This window comes from Parapedobacter sp. (genome assembly GCF_035556095.1).
Lineage (GTDB): Bacteria > Bacteroidota > Bacteroidia > Sphingobacteriales > Sphingobacteriaceae > Parapedobacter.
Genome location: NZ_DATMFT010000021.1, coordinates 164,787 through 178,866 on the forward strand (window position 1 = coordinate 164,787; position 14,080 = coordinate 178,866).

At 47.5% G+C, this 14,080-nt stretch carries 10 protein-coding genes; all 10 read left to right on the forward strand.

Going from position 1 to position 14,080, the window contains the following annotated elements; translation table 11 throughout:
* Positions 1-14 precede the first annotated feature (14 nt).
* The 10 genes from VNQ80_RS11240 to ftsZ all read left to right on the forward strand — a co-directional run bounded on the left by VNQ80_RS11240 (position 15) and on the right by ftsZ (position 14,070).
* Positions 15-2,108 (forward strand): penicillin-binding protein, encoded by a 2,094-nt coding sequence (locus tag VNQ80_RS11240; RefSeq protein ID WP_325638557.1) that lies wholly within the window; start codon positions 15-17, stop codon positions 2,106-2,108.
* On the forward strand, positions 2,105-3,562 hold the full coding sequence (locus tag VNQ80_RS11245) for a UDP-N-acetylmuramoyl-L-alanyl-D-glutamate--2,6-diaminopimelate ligase (protein ID WP_325638559.1): 1,458 nt from the start codon (positions 2,105-2,107) through the stop codon (positions 3,560-3,562). Before VNQ80_RS11240 ends, VNQ80_RS11245 begins: the two co-directional genes overlap by 4 nt.
* Positions 3,563-3,568: 6 nt before the next feature.
* Positions 3,569-4,813, forward strand: a complete 1,245-nt coding sequence (mraY, locus tag VNQ80_RS11250; RefSeq protein WP_325638561.1) for a phospho-N-acetylmuramoyl-pentapeptide-transferase — start codon at positions 3,569-3,571, stop codon at positions 4,811-4,813.
* Between the two features lie 4 nt (positions 4,814-4,817).
* A complete protein-coding gene (gene murD, locus VNQ80_RS11255; protein WP_325638563.1) occupies positions 4,818-6,191 on the forward strand; it encodes a UDP-N-acetylmuramoyl-L-alanine--D-glutamate ligase in 1,374 nt (457 codons plus the stop codon).
* 94 nt (positions 6,192-6,285) lie between these two features.
* The gene (locus VNQ80_RS11260) at positions 6,286-7,464 is read left to right on the forward strand and encodes an FtsW/RodA/SpoVE family cell cycle protein (protein WP_325638565.1); all 1,179 of its coding nucleotides are present in this window, start codon (positions 6,286-6,288) and stop codon (positions 7,462-7,464) included.
* A 34-nt stretch (positions 7,465-7,498) separates the two neighbouring features.
* Entirely contained in the window at positions 7,499-8,605 is a 1,107-nt protein-coding gene (gene murG, locus VNQ80_RS11265) for an undecaprenyldiphospho-muramoylpentapeptide beta-N-acetylglucosaminyltransferase (protein WP_325638567.1), read from the forward strand.
* Between the two features lie 55 nt (positions 8,606-8,660).
* Positions 8,661-10,016 carry a UDP-N-acetylmuramate--L-alanine ligase gene (gene murC / locus VNQ80_RS11270; protein ID WP_325638569.1) on the forward strand — a complete coding sequence of 452 codons (1,356 nt, stop codon included), beginning with the start codon at positions 8,661-8,663 and terminating at the stop codon, positions 10,014-10,016.
* A complete protein-coding gene (locus VNQ80_RS11275) occupies positions 10,009-10,875 on the forward strand; it encodes a cell division protein FtsQ (protein WP_325638571.1) in 867 nt (288 codons plus the stop codon). Before murC ends, VNQ80_RS11275 begins: the two co-directional genes overlap by 8 nt.
* On the forward strand, positions 10,872-12,218 hold the full coding sequence (gene ftsA / locus VNQ80_RS11280; protein WP_325638573.1) for a cell division protein FtsA: 1,347 nt from the start codon (positions 10,872-10,874) through the stop codon (positions 12,216-12,218). Before VNQ80_RS11275 ends, ftsA begins: the two co-directional genes overlap by 4 nt.
* Positions 12,219-12,357: 139 nt before the next feature.
* Complete coding sequence (ftsZ, locus tag VNQ80_RS11285; RefSeq protein ID WP_325638575.1) at positions 12,358-14,070, forward strand: cell division protein FtsZ; 1,713 nt, start codon at positions 12,358-12,360, stop codon at positions 14,068-14,070.
* Positions 14,071-14,080 lie beyond the last annotated feature (10 nt).

A 14,080-nucleotide genomic window follows, 5' to 3' on the forward strand; every position in this document is an offset into this window, starting at 1 on the left:
AAATATAATAACACATGAATATCAGAACCGACATATTGCTAAGAGTCTATCTGTCATTCGGGCTGATTGTGCTTTTTGCCATTGCCGTGTTGGCGAAGCTTTTCCATCTTCAGTATGTAGAAGGCGCTGAATGGCGGGCAATGGCGGATAGCTTGTCTACCCGATATGTCGATGTGGAAGCCGTGCGTGGCAATATTTATTCGGACGACGGCAGTTTGTTGGCAACGTCGGTTCCCGAATACGACCTCCGCATGGACTTGCTGGCGCCTGGCGTCCAATCCGATGACGTTTTCTTTGCTAAAGTCGATTCACTGGCAGCGGAGCTGTCTGCTTTCTTTAAAGATAAATCTTCTGCACAATATTCGCGACTACTCAAACAAGCGCGGAAGGAAGGGAATAGGTATTGTCTGCTCAAGCGTGATGTGGGGCATCAGGAACTAAAGGAAATTAAGCAGTTCCCCATTTTCAACTTGGGCAAATATAAAGGTGGGCTTATTGCTGAACGAAAGAACAAGCGTATCCTTCCATTTACAAATCTTGCTGCGCGCACCATTGGCTATAAAGTTCCGGCGGAAGATGTGCGTGTGGGTTTAGAAGGGGCATACGGAGAGTATATCGATGGTAAGAGCGGCAAACGGCTGGTAAGGCGCATAGCTGGGGGGGTATGGATGCCGGTGAACCGGGAGATTGAAGTGGCACCGGTTGATGGCGCTGACATCATTTCTACCATCGATGTAAATATGCAAGATATGGCGCAACGTGCCCTTGAGAAACAGTTAATCGTGAGTAATGCCGACAATGGCTGTGTTATTTTGATGGAAGTTGCCACCGGGGAAATACGGGCTGTCGCTAATTTTACGCGGGTTGAAGAGGGTGTTTACCGCGAAAAGTTCAACTATGCAATCGCCCAAAGCGCTGAACCAGGTTCGACATTTAAACTGGCGTCTTACCTGGTGGCACTTGAAGACGGGAAAATCGATACGGGTACCGTTGTCGAGACTGGCAACGGCACCTATAGGGTACATCGGCACACCATCCGAGACACCCATGCTTACGGCACGCTGTCTGTAAAAAAGGCATTCGAAGTATCATCTAACGTAGCCATTACCAAAATTATCAATACGTATTATAAAAATAATCCGGCTGCGTTCACTAAACGGTTGCATGAGTTGCACCTCAATGAACCCTTAGGGCTGCAAATACCGGGCGAAGGCAACCCATTGATTAAGACCCCTGATAGTAGAAGCTGGAGCGGCCTGTCTTTGGTACAAATGGCCTATGGTTACGAATTGAAATTGACGCCATTGCAAACGTTGAGCCTGTACAATGCTGTAGCGAATGACGGTAAGATGGTGGCACCCCTCTTTGTCAAAGAGATTCGGCGGCTGGGTAATACGATCGAGCGCTTCGACACCCGGGTCATCGACGAACAGATAGCATCAAGTGCTACCATTGCCAAATTGCAAGATATGTTGGCGGGCGTGATGATTGAGGGTACCGGCAAGCGGCTGCGTAATCCGGAACTTTCAATGGCTGGCAAAACAGGAACTGCGCAAATGGCAGATGGGGCGGCTGGTTACCGCACCCGCAAATATCAGTCTTCGTTTGCCGGTTATTTCCCGGCGGATAACCCCAAGTACTCGATGATTGTGGTGGTGCAAAACCCTCGCAATGGATATTACGGTGCGTCTATAGCAGGGCCCGTATTTCGCGAGCTTGCCGATATGGTATATGCCAATGATCTCGATTTGCAAAATGATTTCGATCGTATGCGCTTTGTTGGCAATACCGAATTGCCTTCCTCGCTGAAGGGATCGAAAGCTGCCACATTGCACGTTTATGATGCGTTGGGCATCAAAGCCACGTACGCATCGGCAGAGCCCATCCACCATATAGATACTGTAAAAGGAGTGCCTTTTTCGGATGAGACGGTAAAAGCAGGCATAGTGCCAGATGTCAAGGGGATGGGACTCATCGATGCGATGTATGCCCTCGAAAATTCGGGATATCGTACTGCCGTAAAAGGGAAGGGAAAAGTGGTCACCCAATCGTTAGCCGCTGGACAAAAGGTTGAAGTTGGAACTCCAATTGTGATTGAGTTGAAATGAAGGCATTGAAAGACATACTTCACGGCATTCCGGTACGTCACGTAGTGGGTAACCTCAACGTGGGGATAACTGGCCTTTGTTCTGACTCGCGCAAAGTTATTCCTGGTAGTATGTTTGTAGCGGTTGCGGGTACGCAGGTCGATGGTCATCATTACGTGGATAATGCGTTGGCACTAGGCGCTTCTGTAGTGCTTTGTGAACAGCTACCTAAAGCCACCAAAGATGAGATAACTTATATCCAGGTTGAAGACACTGCCTTTGCATTGGGCGTAACGGCATCAAATTTTTTCGGCAATCCGTCTACTAAATTGAAGCTTGTAGGAATTACCGGGACCAATGGTAAGACCACAATCGCCACCTTACTCTACAAGCTTTTCAGGCAGCTCGGGTACGAGGCGGGGCTGATTTCCACTGTTCAGAATCACGTGGGCGACCGCATCGAGACTGCAACACACACCACACCCGATCCGATCGCATTGAACGGATTGTTACAGGAAATGGTCGAAGCGGGATGTGATTATTGTTTTATGGAAGTGAGTTCACATGCCATCGTACAGCAACGGATAGCTGGACTTAATTTCGCAGGCGGTATTTTTTCCAATATTACCCACGATCATTTGGACTTTCACAAAACGTTTGACGCGTATATCAAAGCCAAGAAGCGTTTTTTCGACGATTTGGGCCGTTTTGCTTTTGCGCTGTCCAATGCCGATGATAAAAATGGTGCCGTGATGCTGCAAAATACGTTTGCACATAAAAGAACGTATGGGCTAAAACGCATGGCCGACTTCAAAGCAAAGGTTATCGAGAGCCATTTCGATGGCATGTTACTACAGCTCGATGGACACGAAGTATGGGTGAAGTTGGTTGGTGGATTCAATGCCTACAATATTGCAGCGGTTTATGGTGCGGCTATCTTATTGGAACAGGAAACAATGAAAGTGCTCACCGCCTTGAGTAATATCTCTGGCGCAGAAGGTCGCTTTGATACCGTCATTTCAAAAGGTGGGGTCATTGGTATAGTTGACTACGCACATACTCCTGATGCGGTTCGAAATGTACTGGAAACGATCCGCGATCTTCGCAAAGGCAATCAGCAGATTATCACGGTACTCGGCTGCGGGGGCGATAGGGACCGTGCAAAGCGTCCTAAAATGGCTGCGGTAGCCGCCGAGAATAGCGATAAAGTGATTATATCTTCGGATAACCCACGCACAGAAGATCCACTGAAGATTATAAAGGATATGGAGGCGGGTGTGCCCCAAGAGAAGAAACGAAGTACGTTTTCCATAGCCGATAGGCGGGAAGCTATCCGGGCTGCATGTCACCTTGCGCAATCTGGCGATATTGTACTGGTAGCTGGTAAAGGGCATGAAAAGTATCAAGAAATTAATGGTCAGCGGTACGATTTCGACGATCGCGAAATATTGGTTAAAGCACTGGACGAACGATAAAACGCTATGTTATACTATTTATTTACTTGGATAGAAGACTATATCCACGTTCCAGGATCAGGATTGTGGCAATACATCTCCTTCCGTACGGCTATGGCGGTTATCGTGTCATTGATTATAACCACCGGCTATGGGAGCCGGTTGATCCGTATTTTACGCGCCAAACAAGTAGGAGAAACCATCCGGGATCTGGGTCTTGAAGGGGAAAAGGAAAAGCAGGGTACACCAACAATGGGTGGACTGATTATCATCGCGGGAATTTTGGTACCTACGCTTCTTTTCGCTAAACTGGAGAATATTTACATTATCCTCATGCTGGTCACAACCGTATGGATGGGGACAATCGGGTTTTTGGATGACTACATCAAAGTATTCCGTAAAAATAAAGAGGGGTTGGCCGGTCGCTTTAAGATTGTTGGCCAAGTGGGGCTAGGTGTCATCATTGCCTGTACCATGTATTTTCATCCCGATATTGTGGTGCGTGAGACGGTGGCAAACCCAACATCGAGCGCAACCCTGGAAAAGCGTGTCGAGAGCGATACCGGGAAAACGTATTATACGAAGGATGTGAAATCGACGAAGACCAATATCCCTTTTTATAAAAACAACGAATTCGATTATGCCAAGGTGTTAGGCATATTTGGTGGTAATCAGTCCACCCTTACATTCATCCTCTTTTTGGTCGTTGTCGTTTTCATTGTGGCTGCCGTGTCCAATGGTGCCAATATTACAGACGGGATCGACGGGCTAGCGACGGGAACTTCCGCAACCGTAGGAGGTACGCTAGCCATCCTCGCTTACGTATCGGGCAACGTGATTTTTTCTGATTACCTCAACATCATGTACATTCCCAATTCGGGCGAGCTTGTCATTTTTGCTGGAGCGTTCGTTGGTGCTTGTACCGGATTTCTCTGGTACAATTCATATCCTGCCCAGGTATTCATGGGCGATACGGGCAGCCTCGCTATCGGTGGGATCATCGCCGCATTTGCGGTGTTGATTAGGAAAGAGTTGCTCATTCCGATTTTATGCGGCGTGTTCCTCGTCGAAAATCTATCGGTCATCATGCAGGTATCTTATTTTAAATATACAAAACGGAAATATGGCGAGGGCCGCCGGATATTCAAGATGTCGCCCCTTCATCATCACTACCAGAAAAAGGGATATCACGAGGCCAAAATTGTCACACGGTTTTGGATTTTGAGCATCCTGCTCGCTATTCTCACTATCGTGACGCTGAAAGTTAGGTAACGAAATGGCAGCAATACCCACATATCATTATCCACAACAAGGAAAGCTTACGGTGCTCGGCGCCGGTGAGAGCGGTGTGGGTACGGCCATACTGGCCCGCCAAAAAGGGTTTGACGTATGGGTGTCGGACAGCGGACGGATTGCAGACCATTACAAAGCGTTGCTGCGCGAAGCAGGTATACCGTTCGAAGAAGGTGTCCATACGGAATCACGCATATTGGATGCTGCTATTGCCGTGAAGAGCCCCGGAATACCCGCCCATGTACCCATTGTGCAAAAATTGAAAGCACAACGGATACCCGTAATTGCCGAGATTGAATTTGCGGCACAATACACCAACGCGAAGTTAATCGGCATCACCGGCTCTAATGGGAAGTCAACCACGACCATGTTAACCTGGCACATGTTGAGTCAGGGCGGTCTCAATGTCGGACTTGCCGGTAACATTGGGCGCAGCTTCGCATTGCAGGTAGCCCGCGAGCAATATGATTATTATGTGCTAGAGCTAAGTAGCTTTATGTTGGACGACATGGTCCATTTTCGCGCCGACGTGGCGGTGTTGCTCAATATTACCCCTGATCATCTAGATAGGTATGGATATAAGTTGGAGAATTATGTGGAGTCGAAATTCCGTATCGTCAGAAATCAACAACCCGGTGACCTCTTTATTTACTGTGCTGACGATCCGGTTACGGTCGCGGCGTTGGCGAAGCATTATACCGCAGCAAAGCTGTTGCCATTTAGTCTTCATACACAGGTAACGCATGGTGCTTACTTGAATGATAACAATGAACTTGTAATTAACGTACCAAACCAAGATAAATTTACGATGGATATTAACGAACTTTCTCTTCAGGGTAAACACAATGTGTACAACAATATGGCCTCCGGACTGGTGGCCAAGGCCCAGGAACTACGCAACGCTTCAATGAAGGAGAGCATGGGGTCGTTCAAAAACATCCCGCATCGGCTGGAGTTTGTGGCGTGTATTGCTGGTGTCAATTACATCAATGATTCCAAGGCAACCAATGTTAATGCTGTTTGGTACGCATTGGAAAGTTTTGCACCCCAAGTGGTCTTGATTATGGGCGGCGTGGATAAGGGCAACGATTACGAGATGCTGCGCGACTTGGTGAAAACCAAAGTACGGGCAATTGTATGTATCGGCAAAGATAATTCACGGATATACGATTCATTGGAAGATGACGCAAAGATTATCGTCAATAGTTCGAGCATGCGCGATGCCGTTGAAATCGCTTCGCATTTAGCCCAGAAAGGCGATACGGTGCTGCTATCGCCAGCGTGTGCGAGCTTTGACTGGTTTCGGAATTTCGAGGATCGTGGCAACCAATTTAAGGTAGCGGTGATGGATTTGTGATTTCGAATGTGCTGATGTGGCGATTTGTTGATGTGGCGGTTTGCAGCCGAATCATCAAATCTTCAAATTTTCAAATCATAAAATTGAAAAATAAATGGAACAAGCATTTTCAAAATTGAAAGGAGACCGATGGCTGTGGATCATTATCATCGTGCTGTCGGTATGGTCATTGCTTGCAGTGTATAGTTCGGTTGGCACCTTGGCTTACAAAGAAGGTAAGGGCACGGAAGTGTACCTTATTAAGCATACCTTGCTTATATTCGGTGGTTTTGCATTGATGTATTTTTCGCACTTGCTAGACTATCGTTGGTATGCCGGTATATCCAAAATACTGATGGCAATTACTATTCCGCTATTGCTTTATACGTTATTGTTTGGAAATACAGTAAATGAAGCCAACCGCTGGGTAACTATACCGGTGATCAACCAAACGTTCCAAACGTCCGATTTGGCGAAGTTGGCACTGATTACATTCCTCGCACGGACGTTGACGCGTAAGCAGGAAAATATTAAAGATGTCAAAAAGGCATTTCTGCCCATTATGGGGTCGGTTTGTGTGATATTCGTTCTAATAGCACCCGCGAACCTTTCCACAGCGTTGATGTTATTTGGCGTCAGTGTATTGTTATTGATTATCGGCCGCATCAGTATCAAGCAAATTGCGTATGTCTGCTTGGGTGTCTTCGTATTGCTGGTGTTGGTGGTGGGATTGGGACCAAGGCGGGAAACGTACATGTCGCGGGTGGAGACTTACATGAGCGGCGAACAAGCGGATTCGGATAAATCTTTCCAAGCAAACCACGCAAAGATTGCCATAGCATCCGGCGGATTGTTCGGGAAAGGCCCTGGTAACAGCACACAGCGGAATGTATTGCCCCACCCTTACTCTGATTTTATATTCGCTATCATCATTGAGGAATATGGTGCGGTAGGGGGCGTGATATTGGTTTGCCTTTATGTGGCGCTGATGTTCCGATGTATACGGATCGTGACCCTAAGCCCCAAGGCGTTCGGCGCGTTGTTAGCGGCCGGGCTCGGATTCAGCCTCGCATTGCAGGCACTGGGCAATATGGCTGTAGCCGTTGGTTTGGGCCCAGTAACCGGTGTCCCACTTCCGCTCGTAAGTATGGGGGGAACATCGATATTGTTTACCAGCCTTGCTTTTGGCATTATCTTGAGTGTAAGCCGCAATATCGATGAGATGAAAGGAGTAGGGCAGTCAAACGAACAAAATAAAAAAGTGGTTGTAGGGGAAATTCCGGCAATGGGCTAGTATGAGCAAATAGCAAAGGAGCAAGGACAGCGATATGGGTAAACGGATCATCATAAGCGGAGGGGGCACCGGAGGACATATCTTCCCGGCCATCGCCATTGCTAATGCATTGAAGCGTTTGGCTCCTGATACCGTGCTATTGTTTGTGGGGGCCAACGGGAAAATGGAGATGGAGAAAGTACCTGCCGCAGGATATGAAATCGTCGGCCTCGATATTCAGGGAATCAATCGAACGTCGCTTTGGAAGAACCTGGCGCTGCCTTTTAAATTGTACCATAGCATCCGTAAAGCGCAGCAGATTGTCCGTCGTTTCCAGCCAGACGTGGCGGTGGGCGTGGGGGGATACGCTTCAGGACCGCTATTGTACGCCGCCGCACGTATGGGTGTGCCTTGCCTAATCCAGGAGCAGAATTCCTATGCGGGTATTACCAACAAACGGTTAGCAAACAAAGCAGACAAGGTATGTGTAGCGTTTGAAGGTATGGAAAGGTTTTTTCCGAAGGATAAGATTTTGTTTACTGGCAATCCGATTCGCCGCGATGCAGTGACTATACAACATAAACGTGCCGAAGCGATAGCGTCGCTGGGACTTTCGCCAGAAAAGAAAACCATCCTACTGACTGGCGGTAGCCTTGGTGCACGAACGTTGAACGACAGTATGCGGGAAGGATTGGGCCGCTTGGTTACATCGGGCGTACAGGTGATTTGGCAATGTGGAGCATATTATTATGATTCGCTACGCGAATCCATTGGCACGAAATACGAGAGCTCGTTGAAATTAACCGCTTTCCTGCATCGCATGGATTTTGCTTATGCAGCTGCGGATATCATCATCGCGAGAGCAGGAGCGGGAACCATTGCCGAACTCTGTGTAATTGCCAAGCCGACGATATTGGTACCGTCGCCAAACGTGGCTGAGGATCATCAGACTAAGAATGCACAGGCGTTGGTAAATAAGAACGCGGCGCTGATGGTGACTGATGCAGAAGCACCGCAGCAACTGATAGGCACCGCATTGGAATTGCTGAGCAACCAACAGGCGTCCGAAGCGTTGTGTTCAAACTTGAAAGAATTGGCTGTCTTGGACGCTGACGACGTGATAGCAAAGGAAGTGTTAGCGCTGGCTGGAGACGCTAGATAAAAGACAATAGACTACAGCCAACAAGCAAAAAAGCAAATTACAAAAAAGCAACAGAATGAATATAAACAACATCAGGCAAGTATATCTCATCGGAATCGGAGGCATTGGCATGAGTGCCCTAGCACGCTATTTCCGCCATTTGGGATGCCTGGTGGGAGGATATGATAAAACGGAAACCGAGCTTACACGGCAGTTGGTGTCAGAGGGTATTGCCATAAATTACACCGACGATTTTGATGTGATCAACGATGAGTTCAAATCGCCCGATGAACACACCTTAATCATTTATACGCCGGCCGTCCCCAGCGAATTGGGTATCCTCAACAGGTTCCAAGAATTGGGTCATGCGCTATTCAAACGATCGCAAGTACTGGGACTAATCAGCCAGAATAAGTTTACTATCGCGGTGGCAGGCACCCACGGTAAAACCACTACCACCGCGCTTATAGCGCATATTCTTACGGAAAGCGGTTTTGGATGCTCGGCTTTTCTAGGAGGACTGAGTACAAATTACAATACCAATGTGCTATTTTCCGACAATGATGTCATGGTCGTGGAAGCTGATGAATTTGACCGATCTTTCCTCACGTTGTATCCTGATATTGCAGTGGTAACTTCGGCCGATGCCGACCATTTGGATATCTATGGTGACAAAGGCCAGCTTCATGAGTCATTTAGGTTGTTCTTAGGGCAATTGCATGAACATGGGACACGTATTATTCGTGCAGGCCTGCCGTTCGAAGCCGATACTTATTATTCGGCAACGCAAGCTGCCGAAGCTTACGCGGACAATGTTCGCGTAAAAGGCGGTGATTTTTATTTTGATTACATCTATAACGGGCGACGAATTTCAGACATACGGCTTGGCATACCTGGACGCCATAATGTGGAAAACGCAGTTGCGGCGACCGTTGTTGCCCAAGTGCTGAAAATTCCCATGACTAAGATTACCCATGCGCTGTCGTCATTTGCAGGGGTAAAGCGCCGGTTTGAGTATATTGTTAAAACAGTAGATACCATCTTCATTGACGATTACGCCCACCACCCCGAAGAGTTGAAAGCGTTTTTCTCGGCGGTAAAGCAACTGTATCCGAAGAGGAAGTTGACAGCGATCTTCCAGCCACATTTATATAGCAGAACACGTGATTTCGTGGCGGGCTTTGCCGAAGCACTTGCTATGGTAGATACGTTGTTATTGATGGAGATTTATCCGGCGCGGGAAATGCCCATAAAAGGTGTTGACGCGCGGATGCTTCTTGAAAAAATCGCTATCAGCGATAAGCATATTTTGGATCACGACAACATAAAAAACTATGTCCGCAACACAAGACCCGAATTGCTTGTAACGGTTGGTGCAGGGAATGTCGATTTGTTGGTGAAACCATTGAAAGCCATATTGGAGCATGAATAGTATTGCATCATATCGGTTTAATTGGCGCAACGTGTTGTACGGCGCAATGGGAGCGGTATTGTTCGCCGGAACCATTATGCTGATGGGGTTCATCAGCACTAAAAGTAGCGAGCAGGCTTGTACATCGGTACGGATTATCCTATTGGGTAACGAGTCGTTTATCGAACAGAAAGACATTGCCGCCCTATTGATTGAGAAATTTGGCGAGTTGGAAGGCCGCACGCTGGAAAGTATTCCAGTTCATCAAATCGAATACGACCTACGTCAAATTCCCTACGTGTTTTCAGCGATTGTGACAACGGATATGGATGGATTGCTGACCGTGCGCGTTAAACAACGGGAAGCGGTAGTTCGGATCATCAATCGCGATGGGCCAGATTTTTATATCGACCAGCAAGGCCATAAAATGCCTGTTTCATTGAAGTACGTGCCACGTGTACCAGTAGTGAATGGTTTTATTTCGGAGCCGTACGATGGTACGCTCGATAGTACGAAAAGTCGCTTGGTAGCTGATGTTTTCCAAACGGCTCAATATATCAGTAGCGATAGCCTATGGAGCAGCCAGGTAGTACAGCTTTATGTGAATGAGTACCATGACATCGAGCTGGTGCCCCGGGTAGGTGACCAGCGGATTATTCTGGGCAATGCCGATTCGTTGGAAAGAAAGTTCGACAAGTTGCTGTTGTTTTACCGTAAGATCGTTCCCAAAACGGGCATCAATGCTTATAAGTCGGTAAACCTTAAGTTTGCCGGACAGATCGTCTGCGAACGGAGTGAAGATTTCAACCCTGACGATATCGTGATTATACCGGATTCAACTCAACATAGTTCAATAAATAGCAACAATACACAATTATGAAAGCAAAAGTAACAACGGAAAAGGACTCGCCAATCATTGTGGGGCTTGACATTGGTACGACGAAGATATGCGTCACCGTGGGCCGGCGGAGTGGCACGAACAAAATTGAAATTCTCGGTGTGGGAAAAGCGGAATCCTCCGGCGTAAGCCGTGGCGTGGTTGCCAATATACAAAAGACCGTGAACAGCATTAAGCAAGCTGTAGAAGAGGCGGCAGGGCAGTCCAACGTAGACATTAAGGTAGTCAATGTAGGTATTGCCGGCCAGCATATCAAAAGTATTCAACACAGAGGTATTCTTACGCGCAAGGACGACGGCGAGATTAACCGGTTGGACATTGAGCGGCTTATCGAAGATATGTATAAACTGGTACTCCCCCCGGGCGAAGAGATCATCCATGTGTTGCCTCAAGAGTTTACCATAGACAATGAGCCGGGTATAAAAGACCCCATTGGCATGGCAGGGCGCCGCATGGAGGCGAACTTCCATATCATTTCCGGACTTGTAAGCGCTGTCAAAAATATCAAAAAGTGCATAGATAACGCCTCGTTGGAGGTGCAGGACTTGATTCTTGAACCGCTTGCTTCTTCCGAAGCTGTACTTGACGAAGCCGACAAGGATGCCGGTGTAGTGCTGGTTGATATCGGTGGTGGCACTACCGACGTCGCGATATTCCATGAGGGGATTATTCGGCATACTGCGGTAATCCCGTTGGGTGGCAATATCGTAACCGAGGATATTAAACAAGGGTGTTCCGTTTTGCGCAATCAGGCTGAACTATTGAAAGTCCGTTTCGGATCGGCCCTTGCTGATGAAAACAGAGAAAACGAGGTAATCAGTGTGCCCGGACTGCGCGGCCGCGATGCGAAGGAGATTTCAGTAAAGAACCTTGCCTATATCATCCAGGCGCGAATGGAAGAAATTATCGAGCATGTTTATTATGAGATTAAATCATCAGGTTATGAAAATAAGCTGATCGGCGGTATTGTCATTACTGGTGGTGGGGCGCAATTGAAACACCTTGTCCAACTGGTTGAATACATTACGGGCATCGATTGCCGTGTTGGATTTCCCAACGAACACCTGGCTAAAAATGAAATTCTCCCTAAGAATAGTTATGACGAACTTAAAAGCCCGTTGTACGCTACTGGGATTGGCTTGTTAATTAAGGGGATACAGGCAGAAGAAGAACAAGAAGAGATGAAAGAAGATAAGTCGGACCGCATATCCATTAAAGATATTGCCCAAAGCGGAAGTAAGGAAAAAGGACTTTTCAAGTGGTTCAGGGATATCATCAAAGATGGAAACGAAATTGATGATGCATCCTACCTTGGGAAGCGATAGTTTTCAACAACCGCTATTTTTTCCACATTGTTAACAATTGTGGAAAACCATTGTGTAAAAAGTGCTATTATTACACTACGAATATTGAATCGAAATGAGTTTTGTATCACGCTCTTTTGGAGCAAAATACGATTGAAATATGTCTTTTAAATTTGAAATGTTAAAGGAGCAATCGGCAATTATCAAGGTAATTGGCGTAGGTGGAGGTGGTGGAAATGCGGTGAACCACATGTATAAGCAGGGAATCAGCGGTGTGGATTTCATCGTTTGCAATACGGATGCGCAGGCGCTGGAGCTAAGTTCCATACCGAATAAGGTGCAGTTGGGGGCAAGCCTGACGGAAGGGATGGGGGCAGGTGCCGATCCCAGCGTCGGCGAAAATTCGGCCATCGAAAGCATTGAAGACATCAAGCGCATGTTGGGCTCCAATACAAAGATGCTGTTTATCACGGCCGGTATGGGTGGCGGCACCGGAACCGGTGCCAGTCCGGTACTGGCCAAGGCGGCTCGGGAGCTAGGTATCCTCACCGTTGCCATTGTCACCACTCCCTTTGCTTTTGAGGGCAAAAGGCGCCGTATGCAAGCCGAAGACGGTTTGGGCGAGCTGACGAAATATGTAGACTCGTACTTGGTAATTTCAAACGACAGACTGCGTGATATTTTCGGTAACCTCACCATGACCGCCGCGTTTGCGAAAGCCGATGACATCTTGACCACGGCCGCGAAAGGCATCGCTGAGATCATCACGATTCCGGGATATGTAAATGTCGACTTTAAAGACGTGCGGACCGTCATGAACGATAGTGGTGTAGCCATTATGGGTAATGCAATTGCCGAAGGTGAAGATCGTGCACTGCGTGCAGTTGAAGGGGCATTGGCTTCGCCATTACTTAAAGATAACGAAATAGAGGGCGCGCGTTACATTTTGCTCAACATTACTTCCGGAAAACAGGAAGTAACGATGGATGAAGTAACCGTTATCACGGATTATATCCAAGATAAAGCCGGTTTATCAGCCGATTTGATATGGGGTAACTGTATCAATGAGTCGTTCGAAAGTGAGTTGTCGGTAACCATTATTGCTACGGGATTTCAAACATCGGAAGAACGGATAAAAGAGAAGGAGAACGAACGCGTCCAAATCCCACTTACGCCGGAAGAGCCGAAAACGCCTTATGTAAAGCCAATTAATCAGTTTGTGTTGAAGGCCGATGACAACGCAGAAACACCCGAACCGGTTATTAAACCCGTTGCCGAGCGAAGCGGAATCAATACTACCGCGCAGCAAGCCGACTTATTCAGTGCGTCGGCACCCAAGCCGCAATTACGTAATAATACGCCAGACCGGGACGGCATCATCCGTCATACACTGACTCCCGAAAACCAACAGCCCAGTGAAGCTAAAGAAAAAGAGAACGATGGATACGAGGTGAGGACAACGCCATCTGCATTCCATTTTGAACTGCCAGCAACGTTTGGCGAAGAGGCATCCAGTGATGCGGAGGCTGCTAGCGATGCTAGCTATTCCGATGAGGATCATGATGATAAGTTTCGGGCGATGGAAGAGGTAAAGCGTGGAGCCGATGAACATAAAACACCCGAACATGTAGAAAAAGAATTGCTGAAAACCAAGGAACGTATATTGAGGCTCAAGGAATTGAGCATGAAGCTCAAATCCGCCAATGGCTTGCAGGAATTGGAGACGGAACCTGCATATCGCCGTAAGCAAATGGCGCTGGATGATGTGCCGCATTCGTCGGAGTCGCAAGTGTCGAGGTTTACCTTGTCTACCGAAGAAGGCATTACGGAAATCAGGCCAAATAACTCATTTTTGCATGACAACGTAGATTAAATACGTCTCG

What these genes read in the sequence shown, in the direction of transcription:
- VNQ80_RS11240 (WP_325638557.1), top strand. Translation starts at nt 15, where the DNA reads ATGAATATCAGAACCGACATATTGCTAAGAGTCTATCTGTCATTCGGG.
- VNQ80_RS11245 (WP_325638559.1), top strand. Translation starts at nt 2,105, where the DNA reads ATGAAGGCATTGAAAGACATACTTCACGGCATTCCGGTACGTCACGTA.
- mraY (WP_325638561.1), top strand. Translation starts at nt 3,569, where the DNA reads ATGTTATACTATTTATTTACTTGGATAGAAGACTATATCCACGTTCCA.
- murD (WP_325638563.1), top strand. Translation starts at nt 4,818, where the DNA reads ATGGCAGCAATACCCACATATCATTATCCACAACAAGGAAAGCTTACG.
- VNQ80_RS11260 (WP_325638565.1), top strand. Translation starts at nt 6,286, where the DNA reads ATGGAACAAGCATTTTCAAAATTGAAAGGAGACCGATGGCTGTGGATC.
- murG (WP_325638567.1), top strand. Translation starts at nt 7,499, where the DNA reads ATGGGTAAACGGATCATCATAAGCGGAGGGGGCACCGGAGGACATATC.
- murC (WP_325638569.1), top strand. Translation starts at nt 8,661, where the DNA reads ATGAATATAAACAACATCAGGCAAGTATATCTCATCGGAATCGGAGGC.
- VNQ80_RS11275 (WP_325638571.1), top strand. Translation starts at nt 10,009, where the DNA reads ATGAATAGTATTGCATCATATCGGTTTAATTGGCGCAACGTGTTGTAC.
- ftsA (WP_325638573.1), top strand. Translation starts at nt 10,872, where the DNA reads ATGAAAGCAAAAGTAACAACGGAAAAGGACTCGCCAATCATTGTGGGG.
- ftsZ (WP_325638575.1), top strand. Translation starts at nt 12,358, where the DNA reads ATGTCTTTTAAATTTGAAATGTTAAAGGAGCAATCGGCAATTATCAAG.